Annotated in this window: 25 protein-coding genes and 1 pseudogene; 15 read left to right on the top strand and 11 right to left on the bottom strand. The window is 63.5% G+C overall.

Features of this window, described 5'->3' with window-relative positions; all coding sequences use genetic code 11:
• Nucleotides 1–16: 16 nt before the first annotated feature.
• Genes HNQ71_RS16745 through HNQ71_RS16760 form a run of 4 tightly spaced genes read left to right on the top strand, consistent with a single transcriptional unit; the run spans nt 17 to nt 3921 of the window.
• Entirely contained in the window at nt 17–1078 is a 1062-nt protein-coding gene (locus HNQ71_RS16745; protein WP_184873652.1) for a hemin-degrading factor, read from the top strand.
• A gap of 5 nt (nt 1079–1083) precedes the next feature.
• Nucleotides 1084–1998: a heme/hemin ABC transporter substrate-binding protein gene (locus tag HNQ71_RS16750; protein WP_425492237.1), complete on the top strand. Its 915-nt coding sequence runs from the start codon at nt 1084–1086 to the stop codon at nt 1996–1998.
• Between the two features lie 11 nt (nt 1999–2009).
• Complete coding sequence (locus HNQ71_RS16755) at nt 2010–3113, top strand: FecCD family ABC transporter permease (RefSeq protein ID WP_184874381.1); 1104 nt, start codon at nt 2010–2012, stop codon at nt 3111–3113.
• Nucleotides 3114–3129: 16 nt separating this feature from the next.
• Complete coding sequence (locus tag HNQ71_RS16760) at nt 3130–3921, top strand: heme ABC transporter ATP-binding protein (protein ID WP_184873654.1); 792 nt, start codon at nt 3130–3132, stop codon at nt 3919–3921.
• A 153-nt stretch (nt 3922–4074) separates the two neighbouring features.
• Here the strand turns inward: HNQ71_RS16760 and rirA are convergent, their stop codons facing one another.
• Entirely contained in the window at nt 4075–4539 is a 465-nt protein-coding gene (rirA, locus tag HNQ71_RS16765; protein WP_184873655.1) for an iron-responsive transcriptional regulator RirA, read from the bottom strand.
• Nucleotides 4540–4815: 276 nt separating this feature from the next.
• Here rirA and HNQ71_RS16770 point away from each other — a divergent pair, with 276 nt between their 5' ends.
• The 3 genes from HNQ71_RS16770 (at nt 4816) to HNQ71_RS16780 (ending at nt 7338) form a co-directional block, all read left to right on the top strand.
• Nucleotides 4816–6111, top strand: coding sequence for a DUF445 domain-containing protein (locus HNQ71_RS16770; RefSeq protein WP_184873656.1), 1296 nt, complete (start codon nt 4816–4818; stop codon nt 6109–6111).
• A 109-nt stretch (nt 6112–6220) separates the two neighbouring features.
• Nucleotides 6221–6649: a phasin family protein gene (locus tag HNQ71_RS16775; protein ID WP_184873657.1), complete on the top strand. Its 429-nt coding sequence runs from the start codon at nt 6221–6223 to the stop codon at nt 6647–6649.
• A gap of 191 nt (nt 6650–6840) precedes the next feature.
• Complete coding sequence (locus HNQ71_RS16780) at nt 6841–7338, top strand: MaoC family dehydratase (RefSeq protein ID WP_184873658.1); 498 nt, start codon at nt 6841–6843, stop codon at nt 7336–7338.
• A 23-nt stretch (nt 7339–7361) separates the two neighbouring features.
• Here HNQ71_RS16780 and HNQ71_RS16785 read toward each other — a convergent pair whose 3' ends face one another.
• Complete coding sequence (locus tag HNQ71_RS16785) at nt 7362–8801, bottom strand: MFS transporter (RefSeq protein ID WP_184873659.1); 1440 nt, start codon at nt 8799–8801, stop codon at nt 7362–7364.
• Between the two features lie 131 nt (nt 8802–8932).
• Between HNQ71_RS16785 and HNQ71_RS16790 the strand changes: the two genes are divergently transcribed.
• Entirely contained in the window at nt 8933–9823 is an 891-nt protein-coding gene (locus HNQ71_RS16790) for a LysR family transcriptional regulator (protein WP_184873660.1), read from the top strand.
• Nucleotides 9824–9836: 13 nt separating this feature from the next.
• On the opposite strand, the gene HNQ71_RS16795 is transcribed toward HNQ71_RS16790, so the two are convergent.
• Nucleotides 9837–11240, bottom strand: a complete 1404-nt coding sequence (locus tag HNQ71_RS16795; RefSeq protein ID WP_184873661.1) for an aminotransferase-like domain-containing protein — start codon at nt 11238–11240, stop codon at nt 9837–9839.
• 106 nt (nt 11241–11346) lie between these two features.
• Here HNQ71_RS16795 and HNQ71_RS16800 point away from each other — a divergent pair, with 106 nt between their 5' ends.
• Entirely contained in the window at nt 11347–12210 is an 864-nt protein-coding gene (locus HNQ71_RS16800) for a DMT family transporter (RefSeq protein ID WP_184873662.1), read from the top strand.
• A gap of 23 nt (nt 12211–12233) precedes the next feature.
• Here the strand turns inward: HNQ71_RS16800 and HNQ71_RS16805 are convergent, their stop codons facing one another.
• The 3 genes from HNQ71_RS16805 to HNQ71_RS16815 all read right to left on the bottom strand — a co-directional run bounded on the left by HNQ71_RS16805 (nt 12234) and on the right by HNQ71_RS16815 (nt 14728).
• Nucleotides 12234–13274, bottom strand: coding sequence for a zinc-dependent alcohol dehydrogenase family protein (locus HNQ71_RS16805; protein ID WP_184873663.1), 1041 nt, complete (start codon nt 13272–13274; stop codon nt 12234–12236).
• Between the two features lie 103 nt (nt 13275–13377).
• Nucleotides 13378–14028 (bottom strand): maleylacetoacetate isomerase, encoded by a 651-nt coding sequence (gene maiA, locus HNQ71_RS16810; protein ID WP_184873664.1) that lies wholly within the window; start codon nt 14026–14028, stop codon nt 13378–13380.
• Between the two features lie 4 nt (nt 14029–14032).
• The gene (locus HNQ71_RS16815; RefSeq protein ID WP_184873665.1) at nt 14033–14728 is read right to left on the bottom strand and encodes a fumarylacetoacetate hydrolase family protein; all 696 of its coding nucleotides are present in this window, start codon (nt 14726–14728) and stop codon (nt 14033–14035) included.
• 173 nt (nt 14729–14901) lie between these two features.
• Between HNQ71_RS16815 and HNQ71_RS16820 the strand changes: the two genes are divergently transcribed.
• Nucleotides 14902–15585, top strand: a complete 684-nt coding sequence (locus HNQ71_RS16820) for a response regulator (protein ID WP_184873666.1) — start codon at nt 14902–14904, stop codon at nt 15583–15585.
• A gap of 632 nt (nt 15586–16217) precedes the next feature.
• On the opposite strand, the gene HNQ71_RS16825 is transcribed toward HNQ71_RS16820, so the two are convergent.
• Both HNQ71_RS16825 and HNQ71_RS16830 read right to left on the bottom strand, forming a co-directional pair.
• Complete coding sequence (locus tag HNQ71_RS16825) at nt 16218–17558, bottom strand: hybrid sensor histidine kinase/response regulator (protein WP_184873667.1); 1341 nt, start codon at nt 17556–17558, stop codon at nt 16218–16220.
• A gap of 1 nt (nt 17559) precedes the next feature.
• Nucleotides 17560–18744: an FIST signal transduction protein gene (locus tag HNQ71_RS16830; protein ID WP_184873668.1), complete on the bottom strand. Its 1185-nt coding sequence runs from the start codon at nt 18742–18744 to the stop codon at nt 17560–17562.
• Nucleotides 18745–18992: 248 nt separating this feature from the next.
• Between HNQ71_RS16830 and HNQ71_RS16835 the strand changes: the two genes are divergently transcribed.
• From HNQ71_RS16835 to HNQ71_RS16850, 4 genes are all read left to right on the top strand, one after another.
• Complete coding sequence (locus tag HNQ71_RS16835) at nt 18993–19493, top strand: (2Fe-2S)-binding protein (RefSeq protein WP_184873669.1); 501 nt, start codon at nt 18993–18995, stop codon at nt 19491–19493.
• Nucleotides 19494–19619: 126 nt separating this feature from the next.
• Nucleotides 19620–21971 (top strand): xanthine dehydrogenase family protein molybdopterin-binding subunit, encoded by a 2352-nt coding sequence (locus HNQ71_RS16840; RefSeq protein ID WP_184873670.1) that lies wholly within the window; start codon nt 19620–19622, stop codon nt 21969–21971.
• Nucleotides 21972–21983: 12 nt separating this feature from the next.
• Nucleotides 21984–22781: an FAD binding domain-containing protein gene (locus tag HNQ71_RS16845; protein ID WP_184873671.1), complete on the top strand. Its 798-nt coding sequence runs from the start codon at nt 21984–21986 to the stop codon at nt 22779–22781.
• Nucleotides 22782–22961: 180 nt separating this feature from the next.
• Nucleotides 22962–23984, top strand: coding sequence for an acyltransferase family protein (locus HNQ71_RS16850; protein WP_184873672.1), 1023 nt, complete (start codon nt 22962–22964; stop codon nt 23982–23984).
• A 19-nt stretch (nt 23985–24003) separates the two neighbouring features.
• On the opposite strand, the gene HNQ71_RS16855 is transcribed toward HNQ71_RS16850, so the two are convergent.
• From HNQ71_RS16855 to HNQ71_RS16865, 3 genes are all read right to left on the bottom strand, one after another.
• Nucleotides 24004–24489 (bottom strand): SRPBCC family protein, encoded by a 486-nt coding sequence (locus HNQ71_RS16855; RefSeq protein ID WP_184873673.1) that lies wholly within the window; start codon nt 24487–24489, stop codon nt 24004–24006.
• 114 nt (nt 24490–24603) lie between these two features.
• Nucleotides 24604–25101 (bottom strand): GNAT family N-acetyltransferase, encoded by a 498-nt coding sequence (locus HNQ71_RS16860; RefSeq protein WP_184873674.1) that lies wholly within the window; start codon nt 25099–25101, stop codon nt 24604–24606.
• Nucleotides 25098–25856 (bottom strand): copper homeostasis protein CutC, encoded by a 759-nt coding sequence (locus HNQ71_RS16865; RefSeq protein WP_246461606.1) that lies wholly within the window; start codon nt 25854–25856, stop codon nt 25098–25100. Before HNQ71_RS16865 ends, HNQ71_RS16860 begins: the two co-directional genes overlap by 4 nt.
• Before the next feature lie 250 nt (nt 25857–26106).
• On the opposite strand from HNQ71_RS16865, the pseudogene HNQ71_RS16870 reads away from it, so the two are divergent.
• Nucleotides 26107–26562, top strand: a pseudogene (locus HNQ71_RS16870) (carboxymuconolactone decarboxylase family protein).
• Nucleotides 26563–26621 lie beyond the last annotated feature (59 nt).

The following is a 26621-nucleotide window of genomic DNA, read 5'->3' on the forward strand; positions in this document are numbered from 1 at the left end:
GCAGTAGGGACGAGACATGGACCAGCGCGTAAAACCTGCCCCACATGAAATCCGGCGGGCACGGACAGAGAATGCGAAGACGCGCGAGCGTGATCTGGCTGCCCAGCTTGGCATTTCGGAAGCCGAGCTCATCGCCGCGCATTGCGGCGACGGGGTCGTCCGCATCGAGCCGCGCGTCAACGATCTCCTGACCGGCCTTGAAGCCGTCGGCGAAGTCATGGCTTTGACCCGCAACGAAAGTGCGGTGCACGAGAAGGTCGGCGTCTACGACAAAATCGTCACCGGCAACCACAATGCCATGGTGCTCGGCGAAAACATCGATCTGCGCATCTTCCCCAAAGTCTGGGCGCACGGCTTTGCCGTGGAAAAGCGCGATGGCGACGACATCCGCCGCAGCCTGCAGTTCTTCGACGCGGCCGGCGAGGCGGTGCACAAGGTGCATCTGCGGCCGGCCTCCAGTCTCTATGCCTATCAGAGGCTGGTCGCCGCGCTGGAATCGTCGAACCAGGAGCCGACAATCGTCGTTTCAGGACACATTCCCGACGACGAGGTACATGGCGGCGAAACCACCGCCAATCTCGACGATCTGCGCGACCGCTGGAGCCGGCTGACCGACGTGCACCAGTTCTTCGGCATGCTGAAGACGCTGAAGCTTAGTCGCCGGCAAGCGGTGCGCATGGTCGGCCAGGACTATGCCTGGCTGCTCGACAATGACGCCGTCCGTGCCATGTTCCATCATGCCGCCGAAGGCGAGATGCCGATTATGTGCTTTGTCGGCAATCGCGGCTGCATCCAGATCCATTCCGGTCCAGTCAAATCCATCAAGCCGATGGGGCCATGGATCAACGTGCTGGACGAGACCTTCCACCTGCACCTGCGCACCGACCACATCCACGAGGTCTGGGCGGTGCGCAAGCCGACCAAGGACGGTCATGTCACCTCGCTCGAAGTCTATGACGCCGACGGCAAGATGATCATCCAGTTCTTCGGCAAGCGCCATGAGGGCGAGAGCGAGCGCGACGACTGGCGATTCTTGGCGGAACACCTGCCGCGCATCCCAAGCCCGACCGCAGCCTGAGGACTATGGCCATGGTTTCCTTTTCCAGACTGGCGCCTGTTCTCAGGCTGGCGCTTGGACCGGCAATCGCGCTTTCCCTTGGTTTTGTCGCGCTGCAACCCGGCAATGCCACTGAGGGCGCGACGGTCTTTGCCGATCCCTCGAAGATCGCCGCTATTGGCGGCTCCATCACCGAGATCGTCTATGCGCTCGGCGAGGAAAAGCATCTGGTGGCTCGCGACTCCACCAGCCGGTATCCGAAAGCCGCGCTTGATCTGCCTGATGTCGGCTACATGCGCCAGCTGTCGCCGGAAGGCGTGCTGTCGGTCAACCCGACCGGCATCCTCGCGCTGCATGGCAGCGGTCCCAAGGAAGCCGTCGACGTGCTGAAGAAGGCGAGCGTCCCGTTCATCGAAGTGCCCGAACACTATAGCCACGAAGGCGTCCTGGAGAAGGTCCGCATCGTCGGCAAGGCGCTTGGCGTCGACGCCAAGGCCGAGATGCTGGCCAGGGAGCTTGATGCCAAGCTCACGGCCGCCGAAAAGCAGACGGCCTCGATCAAGGAGCGCAAGCGCATCCTGTTCGTGCTGTCGATACAGGGCGGCAAGATCCTGGCGGCCGGCAGCGAGACCGCCGCCGACGGCATGGTCAAGCTCGCCGGCGGGTTCAATGCGGTCGAAGGCTTTTCCGGCTACAAGCAAATCTCCGACGAGGCGATCATCACCGCCAGGCCGGACGTGATCCTGATGATGAGCAATGCCGGGCCTCCAGTATCCGACGACGAACTGTTCTCCAACCCGTCGATCGCCTCGACGCCAGCGGGCACCGCGCGCAAGCTGATCCGCATCGACGGCGCCTATCTGCTCGGCTTCGGGCCGCGCACGGCCGACGCCATCCACGACCTCGCCGTCTCGCTTTATGGCGGGCAGGTCACGGATTGAGCGGGCAGATCATGGTCGATCAATCGATCGCCGGCCCAGTGAAGGGGTTGGCGGGTGCATCCGAAGGCGACCGCTCAGGCCGCGCCCGCATCGTCATCCTTCTGCTGTGCCTGGGGCTCGTCATTGCCGTGCTGCTGTCGCTGACGTCGGGAGCATCGGACGCGTCGGCCGTCAACGTCATCAGCGTCCGGCTGTTCGGCATCGTGCCGGATGACGCCGTGCTGAGCGCTCGCGACAGCCTGATCGTCTACGACATCCGCCTGCCGCGCATCATCCTCGGCATGCTGGTTGGCGCAGCACTTGCCGTCTCCGGCGCGGTCATGCAGGGGCTGTTCCGCAATCCGCTCGCCGATCCCGGCCTGATCGGCGTATCGGCCGGCTCCAGTCTCGGTGCGGTTGCGATCATCGTGCTCGGCGCCACGGTGCTGGCGCCGCTGACGGCCTGGCTCGGCACGCTTGCGCTGCCGCTGGCTGCATTCTGTGGCGGGCTCGCCACGACGCTGCTGCTCTACCAGGTTGCGACGCGACGGGGACAAACCTCGGTCGCCACCATGCTGCTCGCCGGCATCGCGCTGGCGGCGCTTGCCATGGCGCTGACCGGCATCCTGATCTTCACGGCCGACGACCGCCAGTTGCGCGACCTGACCTTCTGGCAACTCGGATCGCTCGGCGGCGCGACCTGGACGAAGATCGCCTCGGTCGGGCCGATCATCGTGCTTGCGCTGGCGGCGATGCCTTTCCTGGCTCGCGGCCTCAACGCACTGGCGCTGGGCGAGGCGACCGCCGGCCATCTGGGCATTTCGGTGCAGCGGCTGAAATACACGGCCATCATCGGCGTTTCGGCGGCGGTCGGCGCGTCTGTCGCCGTCAGCGGCGGCATCGGTTTCGTGGGCATCGTCGTGCCGCATCTGCTGCGCCTGCTGATCGGTCCCGATAATCGCTACCTGCTGCCGGCATCGGCGCTGCTCGGTGCATCGCTGCTGCTGTTGGCCGACGCCGTCGCGCGCACCGTCGTGGCGCCGGCCGAACTGCCGATCGGCATCGTCACCGCGATCACTGGTGCGCCGTTCTTCCTGTGGATCCTGCTGCGCAAGCGCGGCGTCGTTGATCTGTGATTTGGGGACCTGTCGGATGATCGAGGCAAGGGACGTTTCCGTGGCGATCGCCGGCAAGCGCATCGTTGCCGGTGTCGATTTCGCTGCATACCCCGGCGAAGTGGCGGCAATCGTCGGCCCCAATGGGTCCGGCAAGACGACCTTCCTCATGGCGCTTTCCGGCGAACTTGCCTACACCGGACATGTTGTCCTCAACAGCCGCGATCTCTTGGCGATGAAGCCGGTCGAGATCGCCGTCCATCGGGCCGTGCTGCCGCAGGCGACGACGCTGTCGTTTCCGTTCACGGTGCGGGAGGTGGTCAAGCTTGGCCTTGTCGGCGGCCGCTCGGGCGTCTTGCCGGGCGAGGACGCGCGGCTGCCGGAACGGGCGCTGGCGCGCGTCGACCTCGACGGCTTTGCCGGGCGTTTCTACCAGGAGCTTTCGGGCGGCGAGCAACAGCGTGTCCAGCTTGCGCGCGTGCTGTGTCAGGTCTGGACGCCGGTGCTCGACGGCAGGCCGCGTTACCTGTTCCTCGATGAGCCGGTTTCCAGCCTCGACATCAAGCACCAGCTGATCATCATGACCATCGCCCGCGACTTCGCCAGGAGGGGCGGCGGCGTGGTCGCCATCCTGCACGACCTCAACCTGACGGCCATGTTTGCTGACCGGATCTTTGCGATGCACCGCGGCAGGCTTGCCGCCACCGGGTCGCCGCGGGACGTACTGAGCGACGATCTGATCGAAAAAGTGTTCGACTGCCGGCTCAGGGTCGGCGTGCTGCCGGCCGGCAACGTGCCGTTCGTGTTGCCGCAATCAGCGGTCTATTGATATTCTGGTGAGGCCGGCCTGCGAATGGCGGTTTCCTACGCTTCCGGTACTCACGTACCCGAAAGTACGCTGTGTTACGGTTCTTGGACCTCGCCATTCTCGACTCGGCCTGACCTGAATCTCAACAGACCTACTCAGACGCGGGAGATTTGCTCAGGCAGCGGGTGCGCGGCGTTCCACCAGCATGTCGATGCCGAGCAGGTTGCGCACATTCGGCCGCGCCGCCACGAGATCGGCGATGGTGTAGCGCTCCAACACCGCGAAGAATGCATTCAGCGCTTCGCGCAATGCCGAGTTCAGCGCACAGCTGTCGACCAGCGGGCATTCGGCGGCATCGTTCTCGAAGCATTCGGCCATGGCGAAGCTCTCTTCGGTCACGCGCACGACATCGAAAACGCTGATGGATTCGGCGGCGCGGCCAAGCCTGACGCCGCCATTCCTGCCACGCACGGTCTCGACCAGGCCGTGCTCGACCAGCGGCTGCAGGATCTTGAACAGGAACAGCTCCGACACCGAGTAGGCGGCCGCGATCTCGGGGATGCGGCTCAATCGGTCATTGTTGGCGGCGCAATACATCAGGATGCGCATGGCATAGTTGGTCTGGCGCGTAAGCCGCATTTTGTCCTCACAACGCGCTGGTGCGGTAGAACCACGCCAGATTTCAAAACTTTACTGATGCGGCTTTGACCCCGAAATTTCGGATTCGCCACATTGGCCTGGGCGGAATATGGCCTATACCTTGGAACAATTCCAGACTAGCCGGGCACAATAGATGAATATTCTCGTCAACTTTGTGTGTGCATCCGGGCAAGGCGCGGGTGAAACCGGCTGTTACGGGCATTTCGCCTGATGAAACACTAAATAGGCCCGAGATTGACGAGGAGCGGCTCATCCATGTCACAATTGGCCCAGTCCCTGGCGCCTGCCCGTTTCGATGCCGACGCGGAGGCCAAGCTCTCGGCGTTGCGGTGGACAAAGTTCATCGCAGCGGCGGCGCTGGCGCTTTGCGTGCTGGTGTTTGCGCTCGCCAAGTCGTTCGAGCATATCTATCCGTGGCTAGGCTTCGTCGCTGCCTTTGCGGAGGCCGCGACCATCGGCGGCCTGGCCGATTGGTACGCGGTGGTGGCGTTGTTCAGGCGGCCGCTGGGGCTGCCGATCCCGCACACCGCCATCATCCCCGAGAACCAGAACCGCATCGCCGACAATCTCGGCCGCTTCATCGAGGTCAACTTCCTGGCGCCTGAGCCGGTGCGTGAAAAGCTTGCAGAGGTCGATTTCTCGGCGCTCGTCGCCGACTGGCTGGCCGATGCCGAACGTGCGGCCGGCCTGTCGCGCTTCGTCGTGCGGCTGGTGCCGCAGACGCTTGTCGCCGTCGAGCAATCCGGCCTGCGTGGCTTCGTCACCAGCCGCATGCTCGAGCAGATCGAAAAGGTGCCGCTGGCGCCGCTGGCCGCCGAGCTGTTGTCGGCGCTCACCGACGACCGTCGCCACCAGAAACTGTTCGACGAATTCACCAAGGTGATCGGCCGGTTCCTCAACGACGAGCAGGCGTTGGCGACGATGCGCGAGAAGATCCGCGAGGAGTTGCCGTCGCTGTTCAACCTGTTCCGCGCCGATGCCTACCTGCTGAAGAAGATCGTCGCCTCGGCCGGTTCGCTGCTCGACGAGGTGAGGGCCGATCCCGACCATCCGATGCGCGCCGAATTCGACCGTTTCGCTCAAGCCTTCATCGAAAAGCTCAGGACATCGAAGCAATATGCCAAACGCGCCGAGAAGCTGAAACGCGATTTCCTCGCCCGGCCGGAGGTCAAGGGATTAGCCGGCGACATGTGGGCGAGCCTCAGCCAATTCATCGAGCAGGACTCCAAGGCACCCGAGTCGATCATCCGCACGCATCTCGCCAACATGTTCGTCGAGATCGGCCGCCATCTTGCCGGCGATGCGCAGATCCGGGCCGACATGAACCAAGGCTTCGTGGTGGCGCTCGCTTCGTTCGTGGAGAGCCAGAAGAGTGGCGTGTCGAAATTTATCGCCGACCAGGTCAAGCGCTGGGATCTGGCGCAGCTGACGCGGCTGATCGAGATGAACATCGGCAAGGACCTGCAATACATCCGCTTCAACGGCATGATCATCGGTGGGCTTGCCGGTGTCGTGCTCCATGTCGCCGAACGGCTGTTCCTCGTCGGCTGACGCGCATTCGCACCTCGGCCAATTCCGCTGCGTTCGAATGGACACGCAGCGCTCCGGTGCTATTCTCTCGTCCGGGAGCCCAATCGGCGGCGACAGGGGAGAGACCATCATGGCCAAGCAACCGGATTCCGATTCCTTCATGGATATGTTCGGCAAGTTCGGCCGAGACCTGAAAGTGCCCAACGTCGATGTCGAGGCAATCCTTGCGCATCATCGCAAGAACCTCGAAGCGCTGGAGAAATCGGCCCGAGCCAGTGCTGCCGGCGCGTCGTCGCTGTTGTCCAGGCAGCGCGAAATGCTGAAGGACACGCTGCGCGAAGTCACCGAGATGGCACAAAGCTACAGAGCGCCGGGCAATCCGCAGGAATTGATGGCCAAACAGACGGAATTCGCCCGCAAATCCTTCGAGGCTGCGTTGAAGAACGCCGGCGAAGTGGCTGAACTGGTCAAGAAATCCGGCACCGAATCGGTCGACATCCTGCGTACGCGCATCAAGGAGGCGATGGAGGAAATCCGCGCCGGTTACGACAGGAAGTAGCGGTCTCCGGCCAAGGCGGTTGTTGCCTCCGGCAGCCCGAAAGCCCAAGAAATCCCGATTTGCCCTGCCGTTACGACGGGCGGCATGGCACGATCGCGGCTGAAATTGGCGGAACGGATTCGTGCAGGGCGAATTGACAGGGGCCGCCAGTTCGTGGTCCGGAGGCGTTGGAAGCTATCGGGATACCAGGAATGACTGAAATACGGCCCAAGACGCCGCCGACCTACGAGCAATTGAGGACGATGGCCGGGCGGGAGCTTGGCGTGTCTGAGTGGACGACGGTCGACCAGCATCGTATCGACCAGTTCGCCGAATGCACCGGCGACCATCAATGGATCCATGTCGACCCCGTGAGGGCGCGACGGCAAAGCCCGTTCCGCACGACGATCGCGCACGGCTACCTGACGCTGTCGATCATCGGCGCGCTGGCGCTCGGCATGGGTATCGTGCCCGAAAACACCCAGGCTGCCTTCAACTATGGCTTCGACAAGGTGCGCTTCCTGGCTCCGGTCAAGGTCGGCGCGCGCATCAGGCTGCGGACCACGCTGCTGTCCATGGAGGACAGAGGCCCCGGCCAGTATCTGATGAAGGCGGCCAACACGGTCGAGATCGAAGGCGAGGAGAAGCCGGCGCTCACCGCTGAAACGCTGGTCATGCTCTACGAGCGCCGCAAGCGGGCTGGGGGCTGAACGACCGCCAATCAAGTTGCGCCTTACGAAACGCTGGCTTCCGCGCGGCTAGCGGCGCGGGTTGAGAGCAGCGCAAGGGATAGCGCGACCAACGCCAGCGCTGTCGCCGTCTGAAAGGTGACCTGCATTCCCCGGGCGGCAGCCACGGAACTCAGAATGTCTTGTTCCCCGGCCGATGCGACGGCGAAGACGGCACCCATCAACGATGCGCCGGTGATGAGGCCGAGATTGCGCGACAGGTTGAGCAGGCCGGAGACGACGCCGCGCTCGCCGGCGCCGACACCGGTCATGATCGCTGCATTGTTGGACGTCTGGAACAGCGCGTAGCCGATGCAGGTGACGGTGATCGGCACGACATAGCTGGCAATGCCGAGTTTCGTCATGGCGAGCGACAGCACGAACGTGCCGGTGGCAAGGCTGGCCAAGCCGGCAACCATCATCCTGTGGGCCCCGAAGCGATCGGTCAGGCGTCCGGCCAGCAGCGCCGACAGGGCCGAGACGAGTGGGCCGGTCGACAGCACGAGGCCGACCCTTGCGGCATCAAGCCCGAGTCCGCGCGACAGGTAGAACGGGGCAACCACCAGGGTCGCCATCATCACAGTGGCGACGACGAGGCTCATGGCCAGGCTGGCGCTCAGCTGGAGGTCACAAAAGCTGGCAAGCTTGATCAAGGGGTTCTTCACTTTCGCCTGCGCGGCGGCGAACAGGGCGATGCCGATGCCGGCAGCTATCAGCAGGCCGAGGTTGAGTGCGCCGAAATTGCCCCTGCCAAGCGTCATGGCCAGCGCATAGGCGGCCAGCGTCAGGGCCAGCAGGGCGGTGCCAACGGCGTCGAACTTGCCCCGATCAGCCTGGGCTGGCTTGCCGCACGCCGGCAAGGCACGATAGGCGAGAGCGAAGGTCAGCACGCCCAGCGGCACGTTGACGAGGAAAATCGCCCGCCAGCCGAAGCCAGCGATCAGAAGACCGCCGAGCGAGGGCCCAAGTGTCGTGCCGATCGCGGACATGGCGCCGAGCAGGCCCATGGCACTGCCGGTTTTGGACTTGCTCATCGTTTCGGCGACAAATGCCAGTGTCAGCGCCATCATCAGCGCCGCGCCAAGCCCTTGCACGGCCCGCGCGGCGATCAGCAGCCAGAGTGTCGGCGCCAGGCCGCAGAGTATGGATGCCAGCGTGAACAGCGCGATGCCGCCAAGCAGCAACGGCCGGCGCCCGAACATGTCGGCCAACCTTCCGGCGCTGACGATCAATGTGGTGATAGCGAGCAGATAGGCCAGAACAACCCACTGCACGGACTGGAACGATGCGCCGAATGCCTGCATCAGCGACGGCAGGCCGACGCTGGCAATGCTGGTTCCCAGCGACGACAGCAGGGTGGCGAGCGAAAGGCTCACCAGCGCCCAGCGGGCGGATTGGACCTGGGGCGGCGCCGATACGCGCTCATTTTGCTCTGCGATTGCCAAGGCGATCTCCTTTCCATCGGCTCCATAACCGGAGCTATCGGAGACCTAGTCTCTTGGCGGATATGGCGGAAGACGCAGCATTTGCATGTTATTCATGCACCAAACGCCATATCACGTGCTATGATCCACCGATGGCATCGCCCGATCTCAATTTGCTCGTCGCTCTCGACGTTCTGCTGACCGAAGGCAGCGTGGCGCGCGCCGCCAATCGTTTTGGTCTCAGCCCCTCGGCGATGAGCCGGACGCTGGCACGGCTGCGCGAGGCGACGGGCGACCCCCTGCTGGTTCGCGCCGGCCGCGGCTTGGTTCCGACACCGCGCGCGCAGGAGTTGCGGCAGCAGGCTGGTCGCGTCGTCCAGGATGCGGAAGCACTCCTGCGCCCTGCCACGCTCCTCAACCTTTCGGATCTCGCCAGGACTTTCACGCTGCGCACCAATGAAAGCTTCGTGGAAGAGTTCGCGCCGCGCCTTGTCGCTCGCATCGAAGCGGAGGCGCCTGGCGTGCGACTCCGTTTCGCACCGAAGTCCGACAAGGATGTCACGCCGCTGCGCGGGGCGGCGGTTGACCTGGAAATCGGCGTCGCCGGTGAAACCGGACCCGAGATGCGCATTCAGGCTCTGTTTCGCGACCGCTTCATCGGCGCCGTGCGCGCTGGCCATCCCTTGAGCGGGGGCGTCGTGACGCCCGAGCGCTACGCGGCCGGCCGCCACATCAGTGTTTCGCGGCGTGGCCGCGAGAAAGGGCCGATCGATGAAGCCCTGGAGCGGCTTGGACTCCAGCGGACTGTCGTGTGCATGGTTTCCGGCTTCTCGGCCACGCTTGCCATGGCGCGCGCATCCGACCTGATCGCCAGCGTGCCTGCGCGTCACACGGAAGGCGCGCGCGCCGGCATGCACAGCTTTCCGCTGCCGGTCGCCACCGTCGAGGTCACCATCTCCATGCTCTGGCATCCGCGTCTCGATGCCGATCCGGCGCAGCGATGGTTGCGCGAGTGTGTGCGGGAGGTCTGTGCGGCTCGCTGACCACCTCGCAACATCAACGCGCCGTTGCCGCCTCAAGCATCTTGAAAATCCGCTCGTCGGCGCACTGAGCAACGTTGAAGCGCAGGAAGCGGCTTGCTGTCTGCGACAGGCTGAACGCATTGCCGGGCGCCAGCACGATGTTGTCGGTGAGTGCGCGGCGGGCGACTTCGGCCGCATCCACGCCATCCGGCAGGCTGCACCACAGGAACAGCCCGGCCGGCTGGTCGATCCAGGGCGTGATGCCGATTGCCTTCAGGCGGGTACTCGTCTCGCCCATGGCGCGCGAAAGCCGTGCCCGCAGCAGATCCATGTGCTTGCGGTAGCTGCCGTCCTTCAGCAGCGTCAGCACCAGTTCGGCCGCAAGCCGCCCGCCGCCAAAGGTGGTGGCGATCTTGAGATCGATCAGGCGCTCGATCCAGTCGCGGGGCGCTGCGATGAAGCCGCAGCGAACCGACGCCGACAGTGTCTTTGAGAAACTGCCGATTTGGACGACCCGGCTCAGGCCATCGAATGCCGCCAGCCTGGGGGCGGGGGCATGTTCGAAATCGGCAAAGATATCGTCCTCGACGATGGTCAGGTCGGATTGATCGGCGAGCTTGAGCAGCCGGTGGGCGGTGACTGGCGACAGGATCGCGCCGGTCGGATTGTGGATGGCCGAATTGGTGATGTAGAGGCGAGGCCGGTGTTCGGCCAACGCCTGCGCGAACAGTTCGATATCCGGCCCGGACGGTGTGTAGGGAACGCTGACGACCTTGGCGCGGTGGGCGCGCAGCAAAGCATGAAAATTGAAAAAGCAGGGGTCGTCGACCAGCACGGTGTCGCCGGGCTCGATCAGGAAGCGGCACAGGAGGTCGATGGCCTGCGTGCCCGATTCCGTCAGCATGATCTGTTCGGGAGAGGCTTCGATGCCATGTTCGGCCATGCGCCGCGCCAGTAGGTTCCGCAGCGGTGGCAGGCCGAGCGGCGTGCCGTAGTCGGCGAGCGCGACATCATCTGCACGCGCCACCGTGCGCAGCGCACGGCGCAACGCTGCCTGGGGCATCCACGCGGCCGGCAGCCAGCCGCAGCCGGGTTTCAGACTGTCATCGCCTGCTTCCAAAGACTGGCGCGAGATCCAGAGCGGATCGACGGCGCGGTCGAGCCGGGGACCGATCTCGGCCAGAGACAGCGGAGCCAGCGAGCCGGCGGCATAGAAGCCTGAGCCCGGCCGGGAACGGATCGCGCCTTCGGCGGCGAGCCGCTCATAGGCCTCGACCACGGTGGATTTGGAAACCTGCATGGATTTGGCGAAGGCGCGGATCGACGGCAATCGCGCTCCCGGCGTCAGGCTGCGCGCGGCGATCCGCTGGCGGACAGTCGCCATCACGCTCTCGACCAAAGTGACCGCGTCTTCAGTCTCCAGCGCTGCTACCGTCATCTGTACTGCCTATTTGACCATTACAGTTTTGCGAAATTGTACCCTTTTGTCTCTGGCGACGCCATAGGCGCAGGCCCGATAGAGGGCGAAACAAACGGAGCCTTTGATGGACAAGATGGCGAGCGGCTGGGTGAACGGATTCGTTGGCGTGCTGATCTTCAGCGGTTCGCTTCCGGCAACGCGCGTCGCCGTGATGGATTTCGATCCAACCTTCGTGACATCAGCCCGCGCGGCGATTGCCGGACTGCTTGGTCTCGCGCTGCTGCTGGTGTTCCGCCAAAAGCGCCCGGAGCAGGGGGATCTGCTGTCGCTGGTAATCGTTGCGCTCGGCGTGGTGGTCGGCTTTCCGTTGCTGACGGCACTGGCGCTCAAGCACGTCACCTCGGCCCACTCCATCATCTTCGTCGGCCTGCTGCCGCTGGCGACGGCGATTTTCGGCGTTCTGCGCGGCGGTGAACGTCCTCGCCCGGCGTTCTGGCTGTTCTCGTGCGTGGGCAGCGCGCTGGTCGCGGGCTTTGCCCTGATGCAGGGCGTGACCGCCTCGCCGGTCGGCGATGGTCTGATGCTGGCCGCCATCGTCGTCTGCGGCCTGGGCTATGCCGAGGGTGCCGCGCTGTCGCGCGGGCTCGGCGGCTGGCAAGTGATCTGCTGGGCGTTGGTGCTGTCGCTGCCGATCATGCTGGTGCTGACTTTCGCGACGCTGCCACCATCCTTTGCGGCCGTCGGCTCCAACGCCTGGATCGGGCTCGCCTATGTCTCGCTGTTCAGCATGCTGATCGGGTTCGTGTTCTGGTATCGCGGCCTTGCTCAAGGCGGCATCGCCGCCGTCGGACAGTTGCAGTTGCTGCAGCCGTTCTTTGGCCTGGCGCTGGCGGCGACGCTGCTGCACGAGCAGGTCAGTTCGCTGATGGTCGTCGTCACGCTCGGCGTGGTGCTATGCGTGTTCGGGGCGAAGAAATTCGCGAGATAGTCTCGGGGCGGCGGCTCCTGTCCCTAGAACTTCGTCACCACCCCGATGCCGATGCCTTCGAAGCCGCCCATGGCCATCAAGGCCGCGGGCGCCTCGTCGAGGCTGATCTTCTTGCCGACCAGAAGTTCGGGCTTGAGCTTGCCGTTGCGGATCATCTCCATCATCGCCTGGTAGCGATAGGCCTGCATGCCGTGGCTGCCGAGGATTTCCAGCTCGAAGGCGATCACCTTGTCCATCGGCACCTGCGGGCGGGCGTGCTCGCCCAACATCAGGCCGACCTGCACATGGCGGCCGCGACGGCGAAGGTTGGCAATCGAGTTGAACGAGGTGGTAGGATGGCCGAGCGCGTCCATCGACATGTGCGCGCCGCCATTGGTGATCTGCTTGACCGCCTTGACCACATTCGGCGTTTTCGACGCGTTGATGGTGGCGACGGCGCCGATCTTCGTGGCGAAATCGAGCTTCTCGTCGGTAAGGTCGATGGCGATGACATTGGCGCCCATGGCGCTGGCGATCATGATCGCCGACAGACCGACGCCGCCGCAGCCATGCACGGCCACCCATTCGCCCGGCGTCACCCGACCCTGGTCGACGATGGCGCGAAACGAGGTGACGAAGCGGCAGCCGAGGCTGGCGGCGGTGGCGAATTCCATCTCGTCGGGCAAGCGTACGAGATTGGTGTCGGCGTGTTCGATGGCGACATATTCGGCGAACGAGCCCCAGCCAGTGAAGCCGGGCTGCGTCTGATGTTCGCAGACCTGGTGATTGCCCGAGGTGCATTCGAAGCAATGGCCGCAACCGACGGCGAACGGCACCGTGACGCGCTCGCCGGCCTTCCAGCGGGTCACCTGCTTGCCGGCGGCGACAACGACACCGGCCAGCTCATGACCCGGCACATGCGGCAGGCGGATGCCGTCGTCGTGACCCATCCAGCCATGCCAGTCGCTGCGGCACAGCCCGGTCGCCTCGACCTTGATGACGACGCCATCGGCAGCCGGTTTCGGATCGGGAACGGTCTGGATCGTCGGCGCTTCGCCGAATTTCTCGAAGACGACGGCTTTCATTGGCAACTCCCAACCTTCAAACGGCCTGCAGGAAACGATAGCCGATTCCCTGTGCGGTCAAGCGGAAATCGATTCCGCCAAGGCAGGCTACGCGTCGGCGGCCTTACTCGGCATCGATCTGGTTCTGTGGCGCCGCTCTCTGGAAGGCGGGTAGTGCCATGCAGGCGGCGTTGATGCGCGCGATCGTCGGGTAGGGCGTCATGTCGACGCCGAAGCGGGCATTGCTGGTGACCTGCGCAGCCAGGCAGATGTCGGCCAGGCCCGGCATGTCGCCATGGCAGAATGCTCCGGTCTCGGCCGAGGCAGCCAGGATCTTTTCCAGCGGCTGGAAGCCTTCGTTCACCCAGTGGCGGAACCAGTTGGTGATGTCCTGGTCGCCGGCGCTGAACAAAGTGCGCAGCGAAGTCAGCACGCGCAGATTGTTCACCGGATGGATGTCGCAGGCGATCATCTGCGCCAGCATCCTGACCCGCGCCCGGCCAGCCGCGTCCTTCGGCAGCAGCGGTGGTTCTGGGGTGGTCTCGTCGAGGAATTCGATGATCGCCAGCGATTGCGTCAAGAGCGTTCCGTCGTCCAGGATCAGCGCCGGCACCAGACCCTGCGGATTGACCGCGAGATAGGCGGGCTCCAGATGCTCGCCATGGCGCAGGTGATGCGGGACATAGTCATAGCTCAGCCCCTTCATCTCCAGTGCGATCCGCACCCGATAGGAGGTGGAGGAGCGATAGTAGTTGTGCAGGACGATGTCGCTCATGCGCTCACTTCGGTTGGCCGATGGTGATTTCGATCGTGCCGATGCCGTCGACGCCGCCAGTCATCGTGTCGCCGGCACGAACCGCGCCGACACCGGCAGGCGTGCCGGTGAAGATCAGGTCGCCGGGTTCCAGTTCCACCGCCTCGCTGCAGATCGACACGATATCGGCGATCGGCCAGATCAGCTCGGCGAGGTCGGCGTCCTGCCTGACCTTGCCGTTGACGGCGAGCCAGATGCGGCCCTTTTGCGGATGGCCGGATTTCGCCGCAGGGATCAGCGGGCCGCAAGGCGCGGAGCGGTCGAACGCCTTCGACCAGTCCCAGGGCCGCGCCGTCTTCTTGGCTTCATCCTGCAGGTCGCGACGGGTGAGGTCGATGCCGACGCCATAACCCCAGACATGATCTAGGGCCTGCTCACGCGCGATGCGGAAGCCCGACCTGCCGATCGCAGCGACCAGTTCGATCTCGTGGTGCAGATTGCCGGTCAGGGGCGGGTAGGGGATGGTGGCGCCGGAATCGACCACCGCATCGGCCGGCTTGGTGAAGAAGAAGGGCGGATCGCGCTCGTCATTGCCGAATTCGCGGGCATGCGCCGCGTAGTTGCGGCCAACGCAGAAGATGCGGCGCACCGCAAAACGCTCGGGCGAACCTGCAACGGCCACCGATGATGTCGCGGGCGAGGGTAGGACGAAGGCGGTCATGTGGGTCTCTGCTTGGTTGCCGGAACATTCGTCCGATTTGGGCGCCCGGGCAAGGCGAATGGGTCGAGAAGGCGCGGCCGCGCTTTCCGACGGAGATAGCGATGTACTATTTGGCAATAATCTGGCCAAGGTCGCGAGGCTATTCTAATCGCCCCTGAACCGAAATGAACCCCATGACCGCAATCCACGATCGCGCCCGGTTCCTCATCATCGACGACCATCCGCTGTTTCGCGAGGCGCTGCACAGCGCGGTGCAGATGGCCTATCCGGAAGTCGACACGGTGGAGGCGCGCTCGATCAGCGAGGCGCTCGATCTTCTGGCCGGCGCCAAGCCGTTCGATCTGGCGCTGCTCGACCTCAGCATGCCCGACGTGCACGGCTTCGACGGGCTGCTGCAGCTGCGAACCCGCTATCCGCGCCTGCCGGTGGTCATCGTCTCGGGCTATGAGGAACCGAAGATCATTTCCGAGGCTCTGTCCTATGGTGCGGCCGGCTTCATTCCGAAATCGGCGCGCAAGAGCGACCTCGCCGCCGCCATACGCTCGGTGATGGAAGGCGCGATCTATGTGCCGGAAACCTATGAAGCCCGCACGCCCGACGCCGACAGCGTCGACCGCGCCGACATGGTGCAGCGCCTGTCGACGCTGACGCCGCAACAATTGCGCGTGCTGCAGATGCTGCGCCAGGGCCTGCTCAACAAGCAGATCGCCTACGAGCTGCAGGTCGGCGAAACCACGGTCAAGGCGCACGTCTCCGAAATCCTGCGCAAACTCAATGTCTACAGCCGCACGCAAGCGGTGATCGAGGTGTCGAAGCTGGACAATGCGGAGCTGTTCAGGGATCAGGCAGGGTTTTGAGGCGAAGCGGAGCGAGGTGACGCCATAGAACTGTACTATCATTGTCGTTTCTTTGGGCCGGGTGATTTGTCAGGACGAGTGGCGAATATGATGAAAGTGCACTGTCACCGCAATTGCCTCGATAAAAAGGGCACTGCCGCCGCAATTCGTATCTTAAATTATTATCTTGAGACTGCGTCAACGCGCGCCAACGTCACTCTTCTTATTCTATCAACATGAACGTGATACAGAATATGTATCGAATAGTCCGTTCTATCAAATCGGTCCCAAGGGCCATATTCACCCAGAATAGGGTCTCTCCGTGCCTCGCCGCTTTTTAAAGGCATGCCAAAGACACTCAGCACGTCGTTGAGACTAGATGAAAAAAAACGCCAAAGAGTTTTCGATCAAAATTATCAGATTCAATAAATATGGTATTTATTTTTTCATCGCCATCGCAGGTAATAGAAAACTTATTGCGTGCAGAAACGCAATTTATTCGTATTTCTGAAAGATCATCATCAACAGTTTTTGAAATTCCAGGATGCAAACGGAGGTGACGTCAAGAGAGACGTCGCCGGTTGTCCCAGATAGCTAAGAATCGTACTGGTCATTCCGGTACAATACACCCACCGTTCCTTTCGTGGAGAGGGCTAAGCCAACAGATGCGCCAGCAGTGCCCTCAGTTGCGCCGGCTTCAGCGGCTTGCGCATCAGTTCGATGCCGCCGGCCCGCGCCGCCTTGGCGACGGCTTCGGAACTGTCGGCGGTGACGATCAGCGCCGGCACGGCGCGGCCGAGATAGTCGCGGACCTCGGCGATCGTGGCTGTACCGAGATCGCCGCCGTCGAGATGCTGGTCGGCAATGACGATGTCCGGCACCCAGTCGGTGTCGCCCAGCATGTCTAGGGCGTCGTCGGTCGAGGTCGCGGCCCGCACCAGGCATTGCCAGCGCTCGAGCAGGAAGGTCATGGCCTGCAGCACCTCGACATCGTTCTCGATCAGCAGCACCTTGGTGCCGAACAGGCCGTAGCCGCGCGGCCGTTCCATGTCGGCGCTGTTGGCGATGGTGTCGGCCGGGGCGCCGATGCCGACCGGAACGTCGATGTGGAAGATCGTGCCGCGCCCGACCTTCGATGAAAATGTTACGGGATGGCCGAGCGCGCTGGCCATGCGGCGCACGATGGCAAGTCCGAGCCCGAGACCGCCGCCGTCCAGCTCCGCATTGGCCGACGAGGTGCCGCGGTGGAATTCCTCGAACACCGCCTCGCGCTGGTCTTCGGGAATGCCGCAGCCGGTATCGGCGACGTCGATGCGGATGGTATCGCCGCGATGCCTGGTGCCGACCAACACACCGCCCGAGCGAGTGTAGCCCAGCGCATTGGAGAGAATGTTCTGCAGGATGCGGCGCAGCAACGTGCGGTCGGAGCGGACCACGGCGTTGACCGGCCGGAATTTCAGCGACAGTCCCTTCAGTTCCGCCACCGGCAGGAAATCCGAGCGCAGTGACGAGAACAGCGCCTCCAGGCTGACGTCGCCGGTGTCGGGTTGCACCACGCCGGCGTCGAGCTTGGAGATGTCGAGCAGCGTGCGCAGCAGATCCTCCATCGTCTCCAGCGAGCGCTCGACCTGCCGCACCAGCTTCCTGCCCTCGTCGCTGGTCTGCACTTCGGCCAGCGCCGAAACCGAGAGGTGTGCCGCGTTCAGCGGCTGCAGCACGTCGTGGCTGGCGGCGGCGAGGAAGCGGGTCTTCGACAGGTTCGCCAGTTCGGCGTTTTCCTTGGCAGCGCTGAGGTCGATGTTCGACTGCTCCAGCCGGCGCAAAGTCGAATGCAGCTCCTCGGTGCGCGTGCGCACGCGGTTCTCAAGCGAAATCGCTGTCTGGAACAGCGAGAAGGCATTGCCTTGCTGGTCCATCGACCGCTCGACACGGCTGACAAGCGCGGCGTTGATCTTCTTCAGCTTCTCAAGATCGTTAATGTCCCTGAGCGGCATCTTATTCCGCCGCCTGTCGTTCGCCAAAGGCGATGCCGGTGAAGGTCTGGTTCAAATGCATCGACCGGTATTGTTCGCCATAGGTGCCGAAGCCGATGACATTGTTGACCCGGTAGAGCTCCGAGATATCGCGAAACACCTGGCGGTTGCGTGCATCCAGCCGGCGCAGCACGCAGTCGAAGCCGAGAATCATGTCGATGCCGCCAAGCCGCTCCTCGACATCCCTGAGCGCGGCGCGCGTCGATTCGACCATGTCCTTGGGTTGGGCGATCGACAGCACGACCCCGTCGTCTATGGCGCAGAAGAACGACAGCGAGCCATCGGGATGCATCTTCTGGATCGACCTGCAGTAATATTCGCCGCCCACCTTCACCACCACCGGATGCGAGGCGAAACTCAGCGGGGTCAGCGTCTGCGCGACGATGCCGACGGACGCGGCATATTCCTCCGCCGCATTGGTGGCGTTGAACTCGCGCACGATGCGGTGATCGGGATCGGCCGCCGTCACCACCAGCTTTTCATCGGTGGGAACGAAGTTGTCGGTCTTGAAGACGTGGAAAGGGATTTCGGTGGCGATCAGCACGATGATGGCGCTGTCGGAGGTGACGTTGCCGTTCGAGATCAGGCGCGTCGTCTCGAACTTCAGGTCGTCGCCGGCCGAGCCGCCGAGCAGCGGTATGTCGTCGAGGCCCCAATGGATGGCCGAACTCACGGCTTCCTCGGCATAGGAGAGCCCGTCGATGAAGCAGAGCGCGAAGGTGCCTTTGGTGCGGTCGCAACCCAGGCGCGCGCGCAGCGACCGCCGCAAGGCCTCGACCTCGCTGGTGATCCTGTCCATGCCCGACGAGGACAGATTGTCGACCATCACGCTGACGGCGGTGAACGCGGCGGACGGAAGCAGCATGGCGAGCACGTGGCCGTCCTCGAGACCCTGCGGCGTGATCTCGCCGGCGGTCGAGCAGCCCGCGTGATGAAGCGCCGGTGCGTGGGTCATCAGCGCCCGGGAAAGGGTGTCGGCCTCGACGAGGCTCTGGGAAAAAAACAGCAGCGCGAAGCCGGCGTCGATTGCCGCGGCCTCCAACGCGATCGCTTTGGCGAATGCGTCCATGTCGGGCTCATCAGTGGTGAGCGCCGACAGGCCGCATGCATAGCGCGTCCGTGAACTGGCCAGCGGTGTTCTCCGCATTTCCTCCGACGCTGTTTTATGCGCGTCGGGCGCGCGGGCGTCTGATAACATTGTTGCCCTCAAACCCTGTTTTGGCAATGGGCGACCGGGGCCGCGCGTTTGGGCTCGGCCCATGACCGAAAGTACAATGTAACGAGTTTGCGACGTGCTGTTTTTTGTCCATTGTGCAGTGTACGAATAACGCATGGCCGAAGCGCCAACACCGCATCGGCAGCGTGATGACCAAGGTTGATACCCAGGGAGGAAGCATGTCGGACGTTTCGTTGATTGTGAACGGAAAACGGGTCAGCGGCGCTGCCGAGGACCGAACGCTTCTGGTTCACTTCCTGCGCGAAAATCTCGGCCTTACCGGAACGCATGTCGGTTGCGACACCTCGCAATGCGGTGCCTGCGTCGTCCATGTCGACGGCAAGGCGGTCAAATCCTGCTCGATGCTCGCGGTACAGGCCTCCGGCTCGACCGTGGTGACGATCGAGGGCCTGGCCAACGGCGCCGATCTGCATCCGGTGCAGGCCGCCTTCAGGGAACATCACGGGCTGCAGTGCGGCTTCTGCACGCCGGGCATGATCATGACGGCGACCGACATGATCAACCGCCACCCCGAAGGCCTCGACGAAGCGACGGTGCGCACAGAGCTCGAAGGCAACATCTGCCGCTGCACCGGCTACCACAACATCGTAAAGGCGATCCTTGCCGCATCGAAGACGATGTCCAAGGGGTCGAAGGGCAAGGCCAGGCAAGCGGCGTGAGAAGGAAGCGAGTAGCGAACAGGGAGTAGCGGATAGTCAGCAGTCTGACGAAACGCCAACTCACCTTCACTACCCGCTATTTGCTACTCACTATTCGCTATTTCAGCATTTCGGGAGGAATTTCTGATGGGCATTGAAGGCGTTGGCGCTCGGGTCGCGCGCAAGGAAGACAAACGATTCATCACCGGCGCCGGCCGTTATGTCGACGACATGGTGGTTCCCGGCATGAAGCACGCAGCCTTCGTGCGCAGCCCGCACGCGCATGCGCAGATCAAGAAGATCGACGTCAAAAAGGCTCAAGCCATGCCCGGCGTCATCGGCGTGCTGACCGGCAAGGAGCTCAAGGCCGACGGCATCGGCAACCTCATCTGTGGCTGGATGATCCACTCCAAGGATGGCTCGCCGATGAAGATGGGGGCGTGGTCGCCACTCGCTTTCGACCGGGTCCGCTACGTCGGCGATGCCGTCGTCATCGTCGTGGCCGAGACCAAGGGGCAGGCGCGTGATGCCGCCGAAGCGGTCGAGATCACCTACAAGGAACTGAAGGCCGTCGTCGATGCCTCGAAGGCGATGGACAAGGGCGCGCCGCAGATCCACCCCGAGGCCGACAACAATCTGATCTTCGACTGGGACATCGGCAATGCCGACGAGACGGCCGCGGCGTTCAAGAAGGCGGCCCATGTCGTCAAGATGGATATCATCAACAATCGCCTCGTGCCCAACGCCATGGAGCCGCGCGCGGCTCTTGGCCACTACGACAAGGCCGAGGACCACTACACCTGCTGGACGACGTCACAGAACCCGCATGTGGCGCGGCTGGTGATGAGCGCCTTCTACAATGTCGCGCCGGAAAACAAGCTGCGCGTCATAGCGCCCGATGTCGGCGGCGGCTTCGGCTCGAAGATCTACATCTATCCCGAAGAGATCGTCTGCCTGTGGGCATCGAAGAAGACCGGGGTGCCGGTCAAATGGGTGGCCGACCGCACCGAGAGTTTTCTGACCGACGCGCATGGCCGCGACCATCACACTCATGCCGAAATGGCTTTCGACAGCGATCACAAGATCCTTGGCCTGAAGGTCGAAACCAAGGCCAACCTTGGCGCCTACATGTCGCTGTTCTCGTCGGCGACGCCGACCTACCTCTATGCGACGCTGCTGTCGGGCCAGTACAACATCCCGGCCATCCACGCCAATGTGAAGGCGATCTACACCAACACAGCACCCGTCGATGCCTATCGCGGCGCAGGGCGGCCGGAAGCAACCTTTGTCATGGAACGCATGATGGAGACCGCCGCGCGCCAATTCGGCGTCTCACCCGCCGAGTTACGCCGCAAGAACTTCATCACCTCGTTCCCGCACCAGACGCCGGTCATCATGTGCTACGACGCCGGCGACTATGCCGCTTCGCTCGACGCGGCGATGAAGGCGTCGGACTATGCCGGCTTTGCCAAGCGCAAGGCTGCCGCAGCCAAGAAGGGGCTGCTGCGCGGCATCGGCATGAGCTGCTACATCGAGGCCTGCGGCATCGCGCCGTCGGCGGCTGTCGGCAGTCTTGGTGCCGGCGTCGGCTTGTGGGAATCGGCGGAGGTGCGGGTCAATGCCGTCGGCACGATCGAGGTGCTGACCGGCTCGCACAGCCATGGCCAGGGCCATGAGACGACCTTCGCGCAACTGGTCAACGAGCGCTTCGGCGTGCCGCTCGATTCTGTCTCGATCGTCCATGGCGACACCGACAAGGTGCAGATGGGCATGGGCACCTATGGCTCGCGCTCGGGTGCTGTCGGCATGTCGGCCATCGTCAAGGCGCTCGACAAGGTCGAGGCCAAGGCCAAGAAGATCGCCGCCCATTTGCTCGAGGCGGACGAGGGCGACATCGTCATCGAGAACGGCGCGCTGAAGGTCGCCGGCACCGACAAGAACGTGCCATGGTTCCAGATGGCGCTCGCCGCCTACACCGCCCACAATCTGCCGGGCGGCATGGAGCCCGGGCTGAAGGAAACGGCGTTTTATGATCCGTCGAATTTCACCTTCCCGGCGGGCTGCTACATCTGCGAGGTCGAGGTCGATCCGGAAACCGGCATGACCGAGATCATCCAGTTCGTGGCCGCCGATGATTTCGGCAACATCATCAATCCGATGATCGTCGAGGGCCAGGTGCATGGCGGGCTGGCGCAAGGTATCGGCCAGGCGCTGCTCGAAGGCGCCCACTATGACAATGGCGGCCAGCTGCTGACCGCGAGCTACATGGACTACACGATGCCGCGGGCCGGCGACCTGCCGTCGTTCAAGGTCTCGACCTCGAACACGCCATGCCCGGGCAATCCGCTCGGCATCAAGGGCTGCGGCGAGGCCGGCGCCATCGGCTCGCCGCCGGCGGTGATCAACGCCATCACCGACGCCATCGGCAGCAACGATCTTGCCATGCCGGCATCGCCGTCCACAGTGTGGGCAGCAATCCGCGCGACGACTAAACACTGAGGAGGAACGAGCATGTATTCGGTCAACTATCACCGCGCCGCCTCGGTCGCCGACGCCGCCAAGCTGGTCAAGGCGGGCGATGCGAAGCTGCTTTCTGGCGGCATGACGCTGATCCCGGCGATGAAGACACGGCTTGCCGCGCCATCCGACCTTGTCGACCTGTCGAAGATCAAGGAACTGCAGGGTGTCAAGGTGTCGGGCAAGACGGTCACCATCGGTGCCGCAACCACGCATTTCGACGTTGCCAATGACGAGAAGCTGAAGAAGGCCTGCCCGGCGCTTGTCCATCTGGCGTCGCTGATCGGCGATCCGGCGGTGCGCCACCGGGGAACGATCGGCGGCTCGATCGCCAACAACGATCCGGCGGCCGACTATCCGGCGGCGCTGCTGGCGCTCGGCGCCACCATCGTCACCAACAAGCGCCAGATCGCAGCCGACAAGTTCTTCATGGGCCTGTTCGAGACGTCGCTGAAGGAAGGCGAGATCGTTACCGCCGTCACCTTCACGGCGCCGGCTAAGGCGGCCTATGAAAAATTCCGCAACCCGGCATCGCGCTATGCGATCGTCGGCGTGTTCGTGGCCAAGGGCAAGGATGGCGTCAGCGTCGCCGTCACCGGCGCCGGCGACGACGGCGTCTTCCGTTCGAAGGAGATCGAGGCGGCACTGGCCAAGAATTTCGCCGCCTCGGCGCTCGAAGGCGTGAAGGTGCCGGCGAAGAATTTGATGACCGATATCCACGCCTCGGCCGATTACCGCGCCAATCTGATCGCGGTGATGGCAAAGCGCGCCGTGGCTGCCGCCAACGCCTGACGCCCTGCGGATACTGTTGCGTGAAGGGGCCCATGTGGCCCCTTTTCGCATGTGGCAATCTCGCACTTGCACAAAGCGATATTGCACTGCAATATGCCGGTGATCAAACGCGAGCCGGGTTCGGAATGTTCATTACGAACTGCGACCCCTTTCGCATATTTCAATGCGAAGGGAGCCGGCATGACCGACATCTCCGCGACGCATGTCGTTCCGTCCCGATCCGTCGCCGACAGAGCGGTCAGAACAAGACTGGCCTATCTAGATGGCTGGCGCGGCCTGTCGATTGCCCTGGTGCTGATCGGCCATTTCTTTCCCGTTCCCGGGATCAATCTCGGCGTGCTGGGCGTCGAGTTCTTCTTCGTGCTCAGCGGCCGGCTGATGGGCGAGATCCTGTTCATCGAGCGCTACCCGCTGAAGAAATTCTTCAAGCGCCGTTTCTCGCGCATTTATCCAGCACTTCTGGTCTTCGTGGTCGTCGCCATGATTGCGCTCTCCGGCACATTCATCGCCTTCAAATGGAAGGCGGCGCTGACCGCGCTGACATTCACCTACAATTATGCCGGCATCCTCGTCACGCGGGCGGGAGCGCTCGACCATATCTGGTCGCTCTGCATCGAGGAGCACGCCTATATCATCCTGGCGCTGATCAGCGTCGTTATCTCAAGCCGCTCTCGCGTCGTCGTGCTGCTCCTGACGCTGGCCTTGCTTGCCATGGCCAACGGCGCGGTTTCGTACTGGGTGTTCGGGATGGACTACGAAACCACCTACTGGCGCACCGATGTGCATATCGCGTCGATCCTGCTGTCGGCCTCGATCTGCCTGCTCAAGGCCGATGGCCGGCTGCCGGCGGTGTTCATCGGCAAGCATGTGGCGCTGGCGGCATCGGTCTGCGCCGTTCTGTTGTTCCTCGATCTGGTGCCAACGCCGATCCACTATCTCTTCGCGGTGCCGCTGCTGGCGCTGGCCGTCAACGCACTCGATTTCAGCCCGCGCTATCTGACCGGATTGCTGTCCTCCTGGCCGATGGCGACGCTCGGACTGTGGTCGTACTCGCTGTATCTGTGGCAGCAGCCGTTCTACAAATTCGTCTATGAGCAAGGCAGCGCGCCGATCCCGATGCTGGCCGGGGTCTTTGTCTGCGCGCTCTGCAGCTACTACGTCATCGAGCGACCGGCACGGGAATGGCTCAACCGCAACTGGTAGCGCCGCAGCCCTGTCGGCGCTAAGCCGATCGGCGCTTCTTTTCCGTCAGATACCGCTTGAGGCCGGCTTCGCCGCGCGGCGTCGTCCAGCGATGGTTCCAGGCGAAGGCCTGCCGCAGCAGCGGTGCGAGGAATTTGAGGATCGGCCGCAGCACCGTGACCTGCCAGGTCAATTGCACATGGGTGCCGGTGCCGGAGGGCGACAATTCCGCCCGCCACAGCCCGTCGAAATCGCCAAGGGTCTTCACCACCACCAGCCGGCCGGGTTCGAGCTCTGCAGCCTCGATGATGAAGTTCAGCTCGTAGGGCAGGGCGCCGCGAGCCCTTGCCTTTGCGCGCGAACCGATGGTCGCCTTGCCCTTCCTGTCGAGCGGCACCACCTCCTTGTAGACGTCGCCCCACCATAGCGGCAGCAATTCGGCATCCGAGAGCACCTCCCACACTTCCTGCGGCGTGCCTTCGGGAATGTGCCAGCTTTCGTCGAAGCGGAAGACGTTGCTCGGCATCGCGTTTCCTCCGTTTGGCGGAAACATTCATATTAGCTGCGGCTTCTTTGTGTGGCCAGCGTCAGCAGGTTCAGGCGGTGATCTGCCAGTATCAGGCTAGATTCGCCTGATGCATCAGACGGAAATCCGTCTGATGTAGTAGCGCACCGCCTTCTTGCCGCCGTGGATGACGGCGTCGCCGGCCTCAGTGAAGCCAAGCGCGGCGTGGAAGGCATCCGAGGCGGGGTTCGGCGGGTCGGTGTTGACTTCGCAGGTGACCAGCATGTGGCCGGCGCGCTCAACGTGGCCGAACAGATCCTGATAGAGCCGGCGGGCATGGCCGCGGCCACGCGCTTGCGCCGCCACGACGACACGGTCGACATAGACGAAGCGGGGGTAGCGTTCGCGGAACCAGACGAAATTCGGGCTGTCGTAACGGGCGTCCTGGTCGAAGGTCATGATGAAGGCTTCGAGATCGCCAATGCGCCGCGTGTAGAACGCCTCGCCGAGCAGGAAAGACAGGCGTTCGGGCTCCAGCCATGACAGTTCGGCTGCGTGCTCGTTGTTGAGCGCGAGGATCGCCGCTTCGTCTTCGGCCGATACGAGGCTGATCGGGGCAGGGGTTACGCTCATGCCTTGGCAGCCGCAATGGTGGCCGCCACCAGGTCTGTGTCGGTCAAGGTGTTGCGGTATTCGCGGTCGAGGTCGGAGCCACCCATGCCGACATGCGGGTTGCGGTAATCCATGGCGCTCGGCACGTCCTTGAGGGCGGCGAAATGCATTTCTGACAACCCGGTCCTTCCGCGCACTTCGGCAATGTTGCCGAGATCAAGCCCGCCACAGCCAAGGATGACGATGCGGTCGCCGGCCTGTCGCACCAGATCCGCCAACAGCGACATGCCCTCGACCGCCGTATCCCGCTGGCCGCTGGTGAGCACGCGGCCAACCTTGCTGCGGATCAGCGCTTCGAGCGCCTCGGCGGGGTCGCGGGTCATGTCGAAGGCACGGTGGCAGGTCACGTTCAAGGAGCCGGCGGCTTGCGTCAATTCACTCATGCGCGCCTCGTCGATGGTGCCATCGGCGTTCAGGCAGCCGAATACCACGCCAGGTACGCCGAGGTCGCGCAGCGCCATGACATCGGCGAGCATCGAGGCGTACTCGGTTTCGCTGTAAAGAAAATCGCCGCCGCGCGGCCGCACCATGACGTGGAACGGCACGGTCGCCTGGTCGAGGGCGGCGCGCACGGTGCCGAGGCTCGGCGTGATGCCGCCTTCAATGAGGCTGGCGCACAGCTCGACCCGGTCGGCGCCGGCAGCCTGCGCGGCCAGCAGGCCGTCAATGCCTTCGACACAGATTTCGATCAACGGCAGGCGAGTTTCTTTGGTCAAGGGGCAATCCAATCGATGATGTCGCCGCAAGCCCTAGCATCGGGCCGGTTGGCGCGAAAGCGTGAACAGCGCGCGGCCATTTGGGCCAGACGGCAAACTCAGCGCTTGACAGTCAAATAACCGTTGGGTTATGGAATAATCATAACCGGATGGTTATTAATTGCACTAACCGAACTCAGAAAGGCTGGATGCGCGGCATCCGGGCCCGACGAGACACGCCCTGACGAAACCCTTCAAAAAGGAGAAGACCATGCAAGCAAGAATCAAGAATCCGGTGGTGCTCGTTCCCGGATCCCTGCAGGCGCTGCTGGCGCTGGACAGGTCGACCGAAGCGGCCTAATTGCCCTACGTGACGCGCAAGCTCATCCATCTGCGCGCCAGCCAGATCAATGCCTGCAGCCTCTGCGTCGACATGCATGCGCGCGAGTTGAAGAAGGCCGGCGAAAAGGACGAGCGCATCTTCGCCCTCGCGGCTTGGCGGGAGACGCCGTACTTCACCGATGCCGAACGCGCCGCCCTGGCGCTGGCCGAGGCTGGCACACGGCTCGCAGACCGGCCCGACGCGGTGCCGGACGATGTCTGGGACGAAGCCGCCCGGTATTATGACGAAAAGGCGCTTGCCGCCCTGGTCATCCAGATCGCCCTGATCAATGCCTTCAATCGGCTGAACGCCACGACACGGCAGATGGTCGGCGCCTGGGGCTAGTCTTAGAGCGGGGGCGCTGCCATCCGGTGGCACGGCAGGGCTATGCCGGCCATTGGGCG

This window comes from Mesorhizobium sangaii (assembly GCF_014207355.1).
Lineage (GTDB): Bacteria > Pseudomonadota > Alphaproteobacteria > Rhizobiales > Rhizobiaceae > Mesorhizobium > Mesorhizobium sangaii.